This is a genomic window from Halostagnicola bangensis, from assembly GCF_054653435.1.
Genome location: NZ_BAAIGG010000003.1, coordinates 60,819 through 75,684, shown reverse-complemented (window position 1 = coordinate 75,684; position 14,866 = coordinate 60,819). Strand labels below are relative to the sequence as shown.

Annotated in this window: 10 protein-coding genes and 1 pseudogene; 6 read left to right on the top strand and 5 right to left on the bottom strand. The window is 56.2% G+C overall.

Annotation, left to right across the window (positions count from 1 at the left end):
* Nucleotides 1–190: 190 nt before the first annotated feature.
* A complete protein-coding gene (locus ACYQ14_RS18400; RefSeq protein ID WP_459890245.1) occupies nt 191–640 on the top strand; it encodes a universal stress protein in 450 nt (149 codons plus the stop codon).
* A 275-nt stretch (nt 641–915) separates the two neighbouring features.
* Here ACYQ14_RS18400 and ACYQ14_RS18395 read toward each other — a convergent pair whose 3' ends face one another.
* Both ACYQ14_RS18395 and ACYQ14_RS18390 read right to left on the bottom strand, forming a co-directional pair.
* Nucleotides 916–1,308, bottom strand: a complete 393-nt coding sequence (locus ACYQ14_RS18395) for a DUF7344 domain-containing protein (RefSeq protein ID WP_459890243.1) — start codon at nt 1,306–1,308, stop codon at nt 916–918.
* Between the two features lie 174 nt (nt 1,309–1,482).
* Nucleotides 1,483–2,973 carry an aldehyde dehydrogenase family protein gene (locus ACYQ14_RS18390; protein WP_459890241.1) on the bottom strand — a complete coding sequence of 497 codons (1,491 nt, stop codon included), beginning with the start codon at nt 2,971–2,973 and terminating at the stop codon, nt 1,483–1,485.
* A 219-nt stretch (nt 2,974–3,192) separates the two neighbouring features.
* Here ACYQ14_RS18390 and ACYQ14_RS18385 point away from each other — a divergent pair, with 219 nt between their 5' ends.
* A complete protein-coding gene (locus ACYQ14_RS18385; protein ID WP_459890239.1) occupies nt 3,193–4,542 on the top strand; it encodes an FAD-dependent oxidoreductase in 1,350 nt (449 codons plus the stop codon).
* Between the two features lie 883 nt (nt 4,543–5,425).
* Here ACYQ14_RS18385 and ACYQ14_RS18380 read toward each other — a convergent pair.
* From ACYQ14_RS18380 to ACYQ14_RS18370, 3 genes are read right to left on the bottom strand one after another with little or no spacing between them, the layout of a single operon-like run.
* Nucleotides 5,426–6,973, bottom strand: a complete 1,548-nt coding sequence (locus ACYQ14_RS18380; RefSeq protein ID WP_459890237.1) for an ATP-binding cassette domain-containing protein — start codon at nt 6,971–6,973, stop codon at nt 5,426–5,428.
* Complete coding sequence (locus tag ACYQ14_RS18375) at nt 6,970–8,895, bottom strand: ABC transporter permease (RefSeq protein ID WP_459890235.1); 1,926 nt, start codon at nt 8,893–8,895, stop codon at nt 6,970–6,972. Before ACYQ14_RS18375 ends, ACYQ14_RS18380 begins: the two co-directional genes overlap by 4 nt.
* 33 nt (nt 8,896–8,928) lie before the next feature.
* Nucleotides 8,929–10,140, bottom strand: a complete 1,212-nt coding sequence (locus tag ACYQ14_RS18370) for an ABC transporter substrate-binding protein (RefSeq protein ID WP_459890233.1) — start codon at nt 10,138–10,140, stop codon at nt 8,929–8,931.
* Between the two features lie 779 nt (nt 10,141–10,919).
* On the opposite strand from ACYQ14_RS18370, the gene ACYQ14_RS18365 reads away from it, so the two are divergent.
* The 4 genes and pseudogenes from ACYQ14_RS18365 (at nt 10,920) to ACYQ14_RS18350 (ending at nt 14,852) form a co-directional block, all read left to right on the top strand.
* Nucleotides 10,920–11,831: a VOC family protein gene (locus ACYQ14_RS18365; protein ID WP_459890232.1), complete on the top strand. Its 912-nt coding sequence runs from the start codon at nt 10,920–10,922 to the stop codon at nt 11,829–11,831.
* Between the two features lie 69 nt (nt 11,832–11,900).
* A complete protein-coding gene (locus ACYQ14_RS18360; RefSeq protein WP_459890230.1) occupies nt 11,901–13,040 on the top strand; it encodes an FAD-dependent monooxygenase in 1,140 nt (379 codons plus the stop codon).
* A gap of 157 nt (nt 13,041–13,197) precedes the next feature.
* Nucleotides 13,198–13,980, top strand: a complete 783-nt coding sequence (locus tag ACYQ14_RS18355) for a fumarylacetoacetate hydrolase family protein (RefSeq protein WP_459890228.1) — start codon at nt 13,198–13,200, stop codon at nt 13,978–13,980.
* 120 nt (nt 13,981–14,100) lie between these two features.
* A pseudogene (locus tag ACYQ14_RS18350) lies at nt 14,101–14,852 on the top strand (SDR family NAD(P)-dependent oxidoreductase).
* Nucleotides 14,853–14,866: the final 14 nt, after the last annotated feature.

The following is a 14,866-nucleotide window of genomic DNA, read 5'->3' as shown; positions in this document are numbered from 1 at the left end:
ATTGCTCATAGACACCTATTCGCGAACGATACCTATATCGTTTTTCGTTTTGCAAACCCGCGTCCTTCTCGAAACACGCCGAAAACGAATTCGACGGTACGCCCGACGCGACCTTCCGTCAGACCGAAGTAGGCGTGTAACGTCACTCGATCGGGGAAAACTTCTTATAATATTGCCCAAAATTGGTGGTATGACAGTACTCGCAGCAGTAGGCGAAGAACATTCATCAGCCCAAACCGTCTCGATCGGCTACGATCTTGCGGTAAAGTACGACGAGGAGTTGGTCGTTCTCCATGTAATTCCCGAAGAGGACTTCGAAGAACACAAAGCGGAAATCGAGCGGAAGTCACACGGCTTTCAGGATTTCTCGCTGAGCCAAGAAGAAGAAAGTGCAGCTCGGTTCAGCCAGCGCGTTGTCGAGGAGGTTCTGGGCGAGTACGAGTACGAGAGGGTGAAGATGGCTGGGCGGGTGGGTGACCCGTCCACAGCCATCCTCACGGAAGCCGAATCGATCGACCCTCGATATCTGGTCATCGGCGGCCGGCAACGCACGCCGATCGGTAAGGCGGTTTTTGGAAGCGTCACGCAAGATATCCTCCTCCAGTCGGAGTGGCCGGTTGTAACGACCATGCGCGAGTAACACGTAGCCCAAACAGCCCCGGATCGTGCGGGGCTCTCTTCCATTCCTCCCCATGATCACCACTCGCTGGTTGTAACAATGTCTCTTTATTTGCTATTATGTCTTTTTCAGAGAGTACTACCAAGTATCTCCCGGCTACGGTGGTTGTCACTTGCTTCTATCAATAGTGGATTCGCTACCCGATCGCTTATCACAAGAGTGCACCATCGAATTCAACGAAAGTTATCGAAATATTTGTTTCTGCGACGGATCGATCGAAATCCACACGTCGGTGCTTACTCCGGGAAATCTATCGGTACACAGTACTCGAGAGAGATCACCACTATTTCCGGTAGGCCCCGAGCTATCGCCGTCGTGGTACGTTCGTCGTACTCGATGAGTTTTGCATCGTGTAAAACCGGGAGGTGGGTGTGGAGGAGAGAAGTCTTGATTTCCCTGAGTACGCCATCGGAGGTCGTTTCAGTGCGGCGTTTTTCTTCCCACGACCCAATTTGTCGTGTAAGTTCAGTTACCTTGGCTTGCTTTACGCCGTGTAAGTGATGAAGGACACAACGTCGCCGGCGGTGAGAAAGCGCGCGGAAAATCACATCGGGATTCGGTTCCGTCTCAACCCGCTCGAAACCTGATGCGCAATCCTCCCCTTTCTCAGAGTAGTTGTAAAATGACATGTGCTGGCATACCATCCGCATAACAATAAATTTATGTGTGCACTCAGTTGTTCAGGTTCGGGACGAATCGAGGCGTCCCATTTTCAGATCTATGTTGTGAAAATATTGCACCGAACGTTTGTGCGGTGAGATGATCCTGGATCTAAAATAACATTACAAAGCGACGAAGCTGGTTCAGAGCGAGTAGTCTCGCGGTTCGTGCTGGATAGAAATCCACTTGGTCTCCGTGATCTCGTGGAGGAACGCGTCGCTGTTGTATGAACCCATTCCGGACGCGCCGATACCGCTGAACGGCACGTGCGCTTCGTCGTTGATGGGTTGGTCGTTGATGTGAACGTTCCCGGTTTCCATTCGCTCTGCGATATCCTTTGCGACCGCGAGATCGTCGGCGTGGACGGCTCCGGAGAGACCGTACTCGGTATCGTTCGCTATCTCGACCGCCTCGTCGACGTCTGAGAACGGAATCACCGGTGCGATCGGGCCGAAGTGCTCGTTGCACGCGGCGGACATTTCGTTCGTTACGTCCGACAGTACGGTCGGGGCAACAACCAGCGAGTCGTCTACACCGTCGATGTTGACGATTTCCCCGCCCGTCTCGAGCGTCGCACCGGCCTCGATCGTGCTCTCGACGTACTCGAGCATTTCGTCCCGCTGCGATTCGTCGATAATGGGACCGACATCTGTATCGGGTTCATGTGCGCTTCCGGTGATAAGTTCCTCCGCACGTTCGGTAAGGCGCTCGACGTACTCGTCGTAAATATCCTCGTGGACGATGTGGCGATTGATGGAGATGCAGACCTGACCCTGGTGTACGAACGATGCGAAGGTCGCGGCGTCGAGCGCGTTGTCGAGATCGGCGTCGCGAGTGACGATGAACGCGTTGTTGCCGCCGAGTTCCATCGCCGGAACGGCGAGGTTCTCGCCGGCGAGTCCTGCGACGTGCTGTCCGACCTCCGTCGAGCCGGTGAACGAAACGACGTCGCTCTCGGGGTGACTGGCGATCGAATCGCCGATTTCGGGGCCCCGCCCCGTCACAATGTTGAGGACGCCGTCCGGAAGGTCGGTTTCTTCGAAGAGCTTTCCGAACAGCAGTCCGCCCGTGATCGGGGAGTTCGTCGAGGGTTTCAGGACGACGCTGTTGCCCGCCGCGATCGCGGGTGCTACGGCGCGCATCGAGAGGTTCAACGGGAAATTCCACGGCGAAATCACCGTAACGACGCCTTTCGGTCCGCGCTTGAGGAGGTTTTCCTTCCCGGGGATGTTCGAATCGGCGTGTTCACCCTTCATCCGACGTGGGAGCGTCGCCGCCTCGCCAGCGTGATCGTTCGCGATGTGAATCGACGTATGGCCCATGACGTGGGTGCCACCGACCTCTTCGGTGAGTAGTTCGACGATTTCGTCGCTGTGTTCGTCGACGGTCTCCATGAGCTGCTGGATAACCGCCTGGCGTTGTGCAGGCGGTTGTTCGCCCCATTTCTCTTGGGCGGCAACCGCGGATTCGTACGCCGCGTCAACGTCCGCTTCAGTCGCGGATGGAACTTCCGCGACTACTTCGCGAGTAGATGGGTCCTCGACGGAGAGGCTCTCTCCCTCTTCGCTCGAGACCCAGTCGCCATCGATATAAAGCGCATTCCAGTCGTCGTCGATCATTAGGTCGTTCGTCATTGCGTTTTACTGAATGGTATAATGATGTAAAATTGGGCAGAATGAGGAGATTATTACTGGTTTATTGATAAAACTCAACTACTGTGACACGTTATCGTTGAGAGTGTACGCCGCTCGTAATCGTGATGTACTGCGATCGAATAGCGAACGGCAGTTGGCCACGCCTGTCAAAAGTTATTTTACTGTGCAACGTTACTAATAGCCAAGGTAATTAGCCCTATGTCAAACACTATCGATCCTCCCGAAGAAATCAAGGCGCCGAAGGGTCCTCCAAAGGACATCAATACTCGAACCGCCCGCCGCGAGGAGGGGCCAGCTCGGAAGACGTTCGAGGCGGATATCTGCGTCTTGGGTGCCGGTATGTCCGGCGTCTCTGCTGCACTTGAAGCCGCTCGAGCCGGCAATGACGTTGTGCTCGTCGATGCCGCCTCGTCGATCGGTGGCCAGGCTGTCAATTCGATCATCGGAACGATAATCGGACTCTATGATCACGGCGAGAATCCCCGACAGCTCACTCACGGTATCGCCGACGACATGGTTGCTGACCTCACCGCCGAGGGCGCGATGGTCGAACGTGTTGGAGGCTATTTCGAGACCGTCATCTACCAGTACGACGAGGTTCGGCTCGCCCGGTGGATGGAAAGTGCCGTTGCTGAGGCGGGAATCGAGACGCTGTTAGGAACGGTATTGACCGATGTCGCCTTCGAAGACGGTCGGGTTCAGCACCTCGATTGTGTCAACCGCTTCGGCCCGGTCCGGATCGAGGCGGACGGGTACGTCGATGCCTCCGGAGACGGAAGCCTAACCTGGGAAGCGGGGTTGGAGATGCGCGAACCGACGGCTCCCGTTTACGGAACGTTGAGCTTCACGATGGAGGGGTACGACACCGAAGCTGTCTCCGAGTTAGCGGTCGAGGAAGTTCACGAACGTCTAGAGGAAGTCGGTGATGAGTACGGGCTCGTTCGCGAGGACGGCCAGCTGATCCATCACCCCAATTCGGAATTTCTCCTCGCTAATATCACCCACATGGAGACGCCAGTCGATCCGTCGGGGTACGCGGAGATGGTCTTCGAGGGCCGACGGCAGGTGGACAACGTCGTCGAGTTTCTCCGCGCGGAGTTTTCCGATATATTCGCAGACGTCCGGGTCCGTTCCTACGGCGATCCGGGGATCCGTCAGACGCGCTGGATCAAGAGCCGTGATCAGCTGACCGTCGACGAGCTCAGATCGGGCGAGCGACCCGACGACGCGGTGGCGAGAGCGGCCTGGTGGGTCGAACTCCACGACTCCGAAGAGAAGTTTCACCTCGAGCAGTTCGACTGGGGGCACGTCTACTACATCCCCCTTTCGTGTATGATTCCTGCCCAGGCGGACAATATCGTCGCGGCAGGCCGGTGCGTAGACGCTGATACGCACGCGCTTTCTGCCATTCGAGTCATGGGCCCCTGCATCGCGATGGGGGCGGCTGCTGCCCACGCTTTGGATCTCGCTGGGACGGACCCCGTCCACCAAGTTGACATTGACGCACTTCAGCAACGTCTCCGCGCCAATCTCGAGTTTTCAGCGTGAGCGCTGTCGCCCCTGGCGAAGCTGGCACGTGTTACGACTGTTCCTTGCTCACCCCTCTCAGCGTTGAAAACGAGTCGTTCGTCACGATCGCAAAGCGAGAACGTATCGAGTGAAGCGATCGCTGTCGTGTTACTCGAGCGTCGCCCCTTCGTCTCGAATTAATTCGAGGGTGTTATAGAACTCTTCCCTCACTACAGTCACGATTTGGTAGAAGGACTTCCATCTCCTTCAGTCTCGATTTAACAATGCCCAGTAACGCGAACTGTGCCCTCGTTTGCACATCGAAAAGTGGTCTCGAAGCATCTCGATGCAGATCGATCACTTCCATACATTCTGGTGACTGTCCAACCAGCGCTCGCAGATGCCTGAGACGGTTGAGATTCCACTACTACTACTACGATTTGGAAGAATCAAGCGTTAGATGGCTAAAAACCCGCTGAGAAGGATTTGAACTAGACCGTGCCGATGCTTCGATATATCCGGATCATCTAGTGGCTGTGATTCCGATAAAGAAATATCATACGGACAAATGCCTGTAATCTTGACACAGAAGTCAGTTACAAACACGAAATAATCGGATGACATAATATCGGGTAATAGTCGTATCAAGCTAGTAGTGCGATATTATCTTAAACTTCTAAATTAAAGTTGTATATGATCGGGTGTCTGGGTTATTATATCTGAACATATCTTCTGATTTGGAACTATAGATTCGGCCGCAAATATCGGACGGAACTTCACGGTCAAACAGTCCTCGAGACGCGCTTAGTCGGCGAGAGGACTGTGATGTCCACACCAGAACGGTTCCTGACGAAATACTCGTGGATTATTATCCATGATACCACCATGAAGCAACCACCAACAGTTAATTGTAGATCGGAAACTATAGCGTGTCCGTCGAAGAGCCGGCAGCTATGCCCAGGTACTCATCGACCACCTCATTGTGTTCTTGTAGTTCAGTTCGCGACCCCTGGAAGACAATTTCACCGTTGTGGAGCACGTAATGTCTGTCTGCCGCTTTCAGAACGACGTTGAGATTCTGCTCGACGAGTAGAACTGATATTCCTTCCTCTCGAATATCGGTGATGATTTCGAGGACATCGCTGACAATCTGGGGTGCCAGACCCTCGGTTGGTTCGTCGAGCAAGAGGACATCCGTTGGACTGAGGAGCACCCGAGCGATCGCAAGCATCTGTTGCTCACCACCGCTCAGTTGAACGCCGAGGTTGTGCCGTCGTTCCCGGAGCCGCGGGAACTGCTCGAAGATTTCCTCAAGCGTATAGACGCCGTCTTCCGCGGAACCAAGCGTTCCCATCTGTAGATTCTCTTCGACCGTGAGGTACGGGAAGATCTGACGGTCTTCGGGCACGAACCCGATCCCCTGGGTTGCACGCTGGTGGTCGGAATATTTCGAAACGTCGGTAGACCCTAACGTCACCGTTCCACGCGATTCCAGCGCGCCCGCGATCGATCGAAGCGTCGTCGTTTTTCCGACTCCGTTTCGGCCAATTAATGAGACAATCTCGCCTTCTTCGACGGAGAGGGAGACGTTTCGAATGATATCACCCTGACCGTAACCCGCGAATAGGCTATTGACGCGCAATAGCGGGTCGCCGTCTTGTTCCGGTTCCTCAGAGGTATCGTCGGCAGATTTCGATGAGGCGACGCTTCCGCGCCACTTCTTGTCGCCTGTTCCGAGATAAGCCTTCCTGACAGTTTCGTCTGCTCCAACCTCTTCTGGTGTTCCGTCCGCGATGATTTGGCCGGCTTGGAGTACGGTGATCCGGTCAGATATGTCCATCACGATCTCGATATCGTGTTCGATCAGCATGACAGTAATTCCGCGTTCGGTAGTTATTCGCTCGATCATCTCGGTCAATTCGAGACTCTCCTCTTTCCCCATTCCGGCTGCCGGTTCGTCGAGCAACAGTACCGTAGGATTGTTGACAATCGTGAGCGCAATCTCGAGCTTTCGTCTGTCGCCGTGACTCAAGTTTCGCGCGACGGTGTCGGTGTACTGCTCGAGTCCGATATCTGCGAGTACCGATTCTGCGCGCTGCGTGTGCTCCTCGAGAGAATTTGCCTTCACGCGGATCGACCGCTTGTGATCCGAGGCCGCCTGGGCGGCCGTCAGGACGTTCTCTTTGACGGTCATTGCCGGGAAAACATCAGATGTCTGGAATGAGCGCGCGATTCCGAGACGAACAATTTCATCAGGGTCCTGTCCTGTAATGTCAGCCCCATCAAATGTCATGCGACCGTTCGTCGGTTCATACAGCCCCGTTATGAGGTTAAATAGCGTCGATTTTCCGGCGCCGTTGGGGCCGATTACCGAGTGAACGGTCCCTTCTTCGACGGCGAGAGTGACGCCGTCAACGGCGACGAGTTTGCCGAACGATTTTGTGAGGTTTTCCGTTTCGAGGATTGTCATTGTTCTCCCTCCTTTGAAGCGGTGACGTCGGTGGTGCGATTGTCAGAGTTGGAGCCGATACCGATGCGCGTGAGTACTGGTTGTAGGCCGTCGTAGACACTGATAAATCCTCTCGGTGCGAACAGTACCACTAGCACGATCAGAAGTCCGACCAAGAGGCGCCACTGGTCGACGTACGTCGAAACGAGTTGTTCCATTCCGACGAATACCGCGGCGCCTACCATCGGTCCAAATAGCGTTCCCATTCCACCGAGTATGACGATTAGTGCTGCTTCGGCAGAAAGGAGCCAGTGTGAGACTGTCGGGGTAACGTAACTTTGTGAACCCGCGAAGAGAACCCCGCCAACCGCTGCGATCGGTGCGGAAACGACGAGTGCACGCCGTTTGAACAGTGACGTATCGTATCCGAGGAACGTCGCTCGTCGCTCGCCTTCGCGAATCGCGACCATCCCGCGCCCGAAGGGGGTGTCGAGGATGTGGACCGCGAACGCGTACGAGACGACGGTTAACGCCAGTGTAACGTAGTAGAACTCGGTCGCACTCTCGAGAGGGTAGCCGATGACCTGAAACGTGGGGACGCCCATGCCGATTTCACCGCCGGTCACAGCCTCCCAATTGCCGGCGACGAGGTAGACCAATTGTGCGATCGCGAGCGTGATGATGGCGAAGAAGATGCCGGAGAACCGGATCGCGAGGAGCCCGAAGAACCAGGCGAAGATCATCGAACAGACGATCGCCACGACGAGCGCCAAGAGAAGCGAATTCGTCACGTGGATCGCGATCAGACTGGCACTGTAGGCACCAATCCCAAAGAAGGCGGCGTGTCCGAGAGAGAGTAAACCAACGTATCCGAGCACGAGATCGAGACTGAGTGCGAGCAGGGCCATGATTAGCATCAGCGAGAGAATCCCTATGTAGTAGTCTGATATTCCAAGCAAGGTAACGACCGGGACCAGAGCGAGAACGCCGACGACGGACAGCAGTTTGGTATCCGAGAGCGGAATCGGCTTGATGTGACGATCTAACGTTACCTTCGGCAACCGCTTCATGATGTCTTTCTCCCCGTAGTAGCCGTATAGCCCCTGTGGTCGGACGAGAAGCGTTGCTATCAGGATGATGTAGATGTAATAGCCCGTCAGCTGTGGAACGTACGCTTGACCGAGTGCTTCGAGCACCCCGATAAGCAGTCCCGCGACCGCGGCTCCCTTGAAACTCCCGAGGCCGCCGAGAATGACGACGATGAAGGCAACGAAGAGAATTTGGTCACCCATTCCCGAGTTGACGCCTCGCATCGGGCCCATCAGGACACCCGCTAGGGCTGCCAATCCGGAACCGATGCCGAACACGAGTGTAAACGAACGGGAGATATCGATTCCGAGTAGTCGAACCGTCTCTTTTCGCTGGGATCCTGCTCGCATGACCAATCCGAGGTTGGTCCGTTCGAAGAAAGCCCAGAGTCCGACCGCCACGGTCGCGGAGATCACCATCACGAAGATCTGATAGCGGGGAACCGAGAGCGGTCCGAGCTGTATCGCGCCAGCCAGTAACGCTGGCGTATCCATCGACCGTTGGCTTCCCCACAACAACTCGACGCCGTCGGTGAGAATCAGTGCCAGACCGAACGTCAGGAGAATTGAGTAGGCGATATCCTTTTCGTACAGCGGTTGGATGGTCGTTCGTTCGAGGGCGAGTCCCACGAGTCCGACGATTACTGGCGCGACCAACAGTCCGATCCAGAATGACCCTGTGACGTTCACGACGCTGACCGCGAGAAATGCCCCCAACATGAATAGGGCACCGTGAGCGAAGTTCAGTATCCCGGTCACGCCGAAGATCAGCGTGAGCCCAGACGCGACCAGGACGTAGAGGAGTCCGAGCGCCACCCCGTTAAATAGCTGACTCAGGAATAAATTAACGTCCATAATTGTGTTTATAGTAATCTTTCAATGTCGTTCTCACAGTTCACAGCCGACATCCTCACAGCTATCAGCGAGGGTCTCTCCGTCTTCGGACCCAAACGGTTCCGGAACCGGGATCTCGAACTGGTCAGTCACGACTGCTTCACCGATGTGAAGGTCCGACATCGCCCGGTGATCACACTCTCGGATACGCAAGGGCCCCATTGGTGTTTCGATTTCACTCGTCTCGAGCGCTTCGACGACGGGTTCGTACTCCGTCGTTCCAGCCGATTCGACCGCCTCCTTGTACAAGTACAAGGCGTTGCGCGCGGTATGGGAAATACTGTTTGGCAATCCGTCACCTTCCATCTGGAACGTCTCGATGAACTCCTGGTTGAGTTCTGTATCGACCGTGGGGGAGTACGGAACGCCACCGACGATCCCTTCCGCATTACTCCCGGCCCCTGCGAGATCTTGAATTTCTAGGTGGGGGGCGTACAGGTCAACCGCTTCCTGCAAGTCGTTTTGTTGACCCTGATTGACGAATTCGATGAAATCGATCCCGCCACCACCAAAGTAACACCAATCGGGGTCGGCGTTCATCATTTCGGTAATCGCCGTCGAGAAGTCGCCTGCGGCCGGTGCCGTTCGAGTCGTCTCGAGAATCTCGAGATCGTCGTATTCCTCCTCTAGTACGGTTGTAAAGTGGTCTTCGATCTGTGACCCCCAGTCGTGATCGATGATGTGCAACCAGCCAGACGTACCCGACCGGTCCTGAATTTCCGGAAGGACCAGTCGCGATGCCATCGATTCGTCGGCATCGAGTGTGAACGTCGACCGGTGGCAGTCCTCCCTGCTCAACGAGTCGAATCCAGCGGGGACGAGGTATGGAATGTCGTCGCGGTTCCTGACGTAATCCGCAACCGCGTGTACATCCGGGCTACCGAACCCGCCGTAGAGCACGTCGACGCCTTCTGATTCGACGAGCCGCGTCGCTTCCTGTGCGGCCGTGGCGGCATCGTAGTCCGTACTGCCGAAATGAACTTCGACCGGTCTCCCGTCGATACCGTCGCCGTCGTTGATTCGATCGATCACAGCGGTAACCACTTCCTGTTCTGTTTCCGCGATTTCCGTCACCGGTGGTGCGAGCGCGTGCAGACTGCCGATGTGTATCGTTTCGTCGTCATCTCCACCGTTTCCACCGAGACAACCCGCTATTGTTCCGACACTCGCTACTCCACTGGCACAAATGAATCTCCGTCTGTGCATTGTACACCATTCTCACATCCATCATTATAAATGTCCCGATATAGGTAATCAGCGGATCTTGCGAGCTCCGGTCGGCGGCGGCCACCGTGATAGTCCGTCAGCCGAGCAAATGGGGAGTCAAACTATGGATGAGATGAATCGATTACGAAACCGCATTTGTTCGAATTGGAGCACGGTGAGTCGATCGACGATGAGGTCCTCGCGACAGTCCGGTTCATCCGGAATCGGACGGGACGTGTGGCGCTGGCTGACCACTGTCGGCCGACGGGAAAACTACTCCTCGCTGTCGGAATAGGATTGCCGTATCGCTAGAATGCATTCGATAGAACGGCCGTAAAATTTCTCCAGTCGGATCAGCGATCCCGCGCCATGAAAATATCGGACGTGATACCGGGGTCCTCGCTAGTTCGGTCCATTTGCAGAGTGACCCAATTCTCGATTACATATGTATGGGCGTAAAGAATTCCATAGAGCTGTGTTAACATGAGTGTGGTTCCTCCCAGATACGTCCGGTAACCGGACGAAAATCTGGATTGGTGGGTAGTCCTGTGGTAACCCATCACATGAAATTACCACCGAAACTAGCGCGTTCGTGTGTGGATCCATGTCAAATTCCAAATTCTGGGATGGGGTGTAGGTCGCTTCGTCATTCCATAGTGAGATGACCGCTTACGGAAAATGGACTCTGCGATGAGACGCTGGCCGCGAACGCAGAACCAATAACGTTAGACATCTGGTGAAACAATAGTTATAAATAAACGGACACGGCATTGTGGGATATGCCAGGTGTAAGAAAATTCGAACACGCTTCCCTGTGTGTACCGAACGTCGAAGAAACAGCTGCGTTTTACGAGGAGGTGATGGGCTTGCGACGGCGCTCGTCGGGCGATACCGTTCGACTCGAGATCGATCCCGAAACCCACTACGATCTGTATGATGATCACTACACCCTCGCCCTCGAGGATGGAAACGCTGGACTCGATCACTTCGCGGTTCGGGTAACCGAATCGGAACTCGAATCGGCCGAATCTCGTCTCGCCAACGCGGGCGTCGAATACGAGGTCAGCGAAGGTGCAGAACCCGGCCAGCAACGGGCGATTCAAACGTTGCTCCCAGGAGGGCTCTCGATTGAGCTCGAGGTCGTCGAGAAAACGGCAGACATCGATCGTCAAGATGTGCTTCCGCATTCGGGCGTCCATCATGCGCCTAAGGGGCAGGACCACATTACCCTCGCGTCCCCAGACGTAAAGGCGGACGCGGAGTTCCTGCGGGACGTTCTCGGCTTCAAAATTTCGGACGTCGCGATGGCTGGGCCGGACATGTGGGGAATGGCGTTTACTCGGTGGGGAGATCACCATCACGACGTCGCGCTGATCGTGGCGCCGACACGGGAGCAGACCGGTCTCCACCACATCGCCTGGCAGATGACCGACCTGAATCACATGAAACAGCTCGTCGACGTGCTCGGGAAAGCCGGCCACGAGGTCGATATCGACTTTACGCGGCACGTTCTCGGGAATAACGTCTCGTTGTATTTTCGCGATCCTGCTGGTCACCGGGTCGAGATCACGACCGAAGTGGCAAAGCTCGATGCGGATACACCGACGACGTTTCACGAGGAGGATCCGAACAATATCGTGACCTTCTGGGATGGGACACACCCGCCGCTCGGTGAAAAGGAAGACCATTGAATGGATTTGTCGGTAGCACAGGGCGACCAGCAATACACGGAACGACAACATACGAAGAGAAGATTAATTATGACCCAAGCAACGATCATCGGTGGCGGTATCGGCGGCCTCTCGCTCGCAGTGGGGCTCAAGCAACGCGGAATTGACTTCCACGTTTACGAAGCGACTGACGAATACAAACCCGCCGGCGCGGGAATCATCTGGCAGATCAACACGATGCAGGCACTTGACCGCCTCGGCCTCGCAGCCAACATCCAGGAACACGGCGCCAGTCACACTGCATATTCCGTCCGCGACGCGAGCGACGAACTCGTCATGGAGCACGACTGGACTGAGTTCGAGGACGAGTTCGGCTTCAGGGTGCACGGGATTTATCGGTCCAAGTTTCAGGAAATTCTCGTCTCGAAGGTCGGCGAGGAGAACATCACGATGGACAAGGAGTGCGTCGGCGTCGAACAGGGTGGTAACTCGGTCACCGTGCAGTTCGCCGACGGCACCGACATCGACGCGGGGTTCGTCGTTGGTGCCGATGGTATCAACTCGGCCGTCAGGGAATCGCTCTTCCCGGATCACTCGCTCGAGTCCCTCGACTGTGTCACGCATCGCGGACTCCCGGAGTGGCGACCGCCTGCCGAAGTCGAGGACATGCTCTGGAACGTATTCGCCGAAGACGGCCACGTAGGCTACGTCCCGCTCGAGGCCGATACCCGGAAGGGATACTGGTTCTACACGATGCACAGCGAGGAAATCGGGTCGAAAGATCCGGCCGATGTCAAAGCTGGATTGCTCGAACGTGCCGCGTCCAAACCCGACCGCGTCGGCGAAATGATCGACGCGACACCGGTCGGTTCGATAAAATCCGTCGATGCGCCGTACGTGCCGCCGATGGAAACCTGGTCGAAGGGGAACGTGACGCTGCTCGGCGATGCTGCTCACGGCATGACACCCCACGCTGCTCAGGGAGGCGGGATGGCGATCGAAGATGCGCTCGCGCTTTCGATCGCGCTCGACGAACAAGATTCGCTCGAGGACGCTCAGGAATGGTACGAATCTGTTCGTATCGAACGGGCCAGCGAGTTCGTCGAACGGTCGCGTCGAAACGGTCTGGGGGCAATCAGCGAGGGAGCAAATCACATCGAAGAAATGCGTCATGCCCCGGCAGAGGCGATGAAACAACAGGCTAGAGAGGACCTGACACTCGGATTCTAACGAACTGAAACCAGTGAAACCTCTACTGAAATTTGGTATCAGGGTTACGCCAATTGCGTTCTGTGAGTTTACGAACCGGCGGCTGGAAGGACTGTACGAAGACATATCTTCGAGTCGAATGAAAACAATTATAACCTAGAACATCCCCTACGAAGATATGCTGAAAGTCAGATTCAGAAGTCAGGAGAGCGTCTACTCTGGAACTGTCCGCGCCGATGGATACTATGCGGATGGACGGCAATTCGATCCCGAAGCCGTAGAGCTCTTGCCGCCGTGTGACCCGTCGAAGGTCCTCGCAGCGGGGATGAATTACGGGGAACACGTTGAGGCCATCACCGGGGAGGATTTTCCGAAGCCAGACTTTCCGACGCTCTTCCCTAAACTAACGAGTTCGCTCATCGTCCACGAGGAACCGATCGTGAAACACGAGACGGTAAACTTCCTCGATTACGAAGGAGAGGTCGCCGTGGTTATTGGTGCCGAGTGTTCGGACGTCTCCCAGGACGAGGCCCTCGAGTACGTCGCGGGATACACCAGCTTCAACGACGTGAGTTCTCGTGACTGGCTCGATCGCGAACACTTCATGTCTCGCGGCAAGTCCATCGACACGTTCGGACCGATCGGCCCATACCTCGAGACAGAACTCGACGAGCCGATCAGCGTCGAAACGCGCGTCAACGGCGAGGTTCGCCAGCAGTCGGACACTTCGGACCTCTTTTTCCCCATCGAAGAGCTCATCGCGACGGCCTCCGAGTTCTTCACGCTCCATCCGGGAGACGTAATCGCGACGGGGACCCCGCCAGGAACCGCCAGCGAGGACATCTCGTACGAGGACTGGGGCACCGATACGACGCCGCTCGCGCTCGACCCTGGTGATGTCGTCGAGGTGACCGCGGGGAACGCAGGGACCCTCCGCAACGAAGTTGTGGCACCCGAGTAACAGTACACAGGACACTTTCTGGTACGTTCGGAATTCGACCTGGGCCGGCGGCCGTTGCTGGCAACGGCAGTCCGGCCGTGTGCAATTTTATGTAGGTTGTTTCTGTATCCATCGTCGAACATGCGATTAGCGAACAGCGTCGCAATCATCACGGGTGGATCAACCGGTATCGGACGAGAAATCGCGGCGAAGCTGTCGAACCACGGCGCCGCGGTCGTAGTCGCTGACATAACTGAGAAAACCCGACTCAAGCGTGAAGTCGGAACGACGGCCGAAACGATCCGCGAGGACGGTGGGAAGGCGCGCTATCAGGAGGCAGACGTTTCCGACGAAGCGGACGTCCGTGACCTGCTCGAGACGACCGTCGACGAGTTCGGGCGGCTCGATATCCTCGTGAACAACGCGGGTACCGCAGCCCGAACCTCCGCGACGGAGACGAGCCTCGAGGACTGGCAGACGGTCCTCGACGTGAACCTCACCTTCCTCTGCTCAAAGTACGCACTGCCACATCTGGAGGAGAGTCCGCGCGGCCGAATCGTCAACATCTCCTCGGAACGTGGGCTCAGCGGCGGCCCGAACAGACCGGCCTACAGCTCTTCTAAGGGCGGCGTGTCGAACCTGACGCGACAACTCGCGATCGACTAAGCGATCGGGGTATCACCGTGAGCGCCGTCTGTCCGGGTCCGATCAGGACGGCCCGGCTCGAGTCGATGGCTGACGGCGGCGTGGACGAGTTCCTTGAGACCGTTGCAACGCCATACCTCGGCGAGCCGGAAGACGTTGCGAACGCCGTCCCGTTTCTCGCATCCCACGAAGCGCGGTTTATTATGGGGCACAACTTACTGGTCGACGGGGGTCACCACCAACTGTAACCTCGGTGCACCCG

Excerpts from the sequence above, each read along its gene's own strand:
- ACYQ14_RS18400 (WP_459890245.1), top strand. The coding sequence starts at position 191 with ATGACAGTACTCGCAGCAGTAGGCGAAGAACATTCATCAGCCCAAACC.
- ACYQ14_RS18395 (WP_459890243.1), bottom strand. The coding sequence starts at position 1,308 with ATGTCATTTTACAACTACTCTGAGAAAGGGGAGGATTGCGCATCAGGT.
- ACYQ14_RS18390 (WP_459890241.1), bottom strand. The coding sequence starts at position 2,973 with ATGACGAACGACCTAATGATCGACGACGACTGGAATGCGCTTTATATC.
- ACYQ14_RS18385 (WP_459890239.1), top strand. The coding sequence starts at position 3,193 with ATGTCAAACACTATCGATCCTCCCGAAGAAATCAAGGCGCCGAAGGGT.
- ACYQ14_RS18380 (WP_459890237.1), bottom strand. The coding sequence starts at position 6,973 with ATGACAATCCTCGAAACGGAAAACCTCACAAAATCGTTCGGCAAACTC.
- ACYQ14_RS18375 (WP_459890235.1), bottom strand. The coding sequence starts at position 8,895 with ATGGACGTTAATTTATTCCTGAGTCAGCTATTTAACGGGGTGGCGCTC.
- ACYQ14_RS18370 (WP_459890233.1), bottom strand. The coding sequence starts at position 10,140 with ATGCACAGACGGAGATTCATTTGTGCCAGTGGAGTAGCGAGTGTCGGA.
- ACYQ14_RS18365 (WP_459890232.1), top strand. The coding sequence starts at position 10,920 with ATGCCAGGTGTAAGAAAATTCGAACACGCTTCCCTGTGTGTACCGAAC.
- ACYQ14_RS18360 (WP_459890230.1), top strand. The coding sequence starts at position 11,901 with ATGACCCAAGCAACGATCATCGGTGGCGGTATCGGCGGCCTCTCGCTC.
- ACYQ14_RS18355 (WP_459890228.1), top strand. The coding sequence starts at position 13,198 with ATGCTGAAAGTCAGATTCAGAAGTCAGGAGAGCGTCTACTCTGGAACT.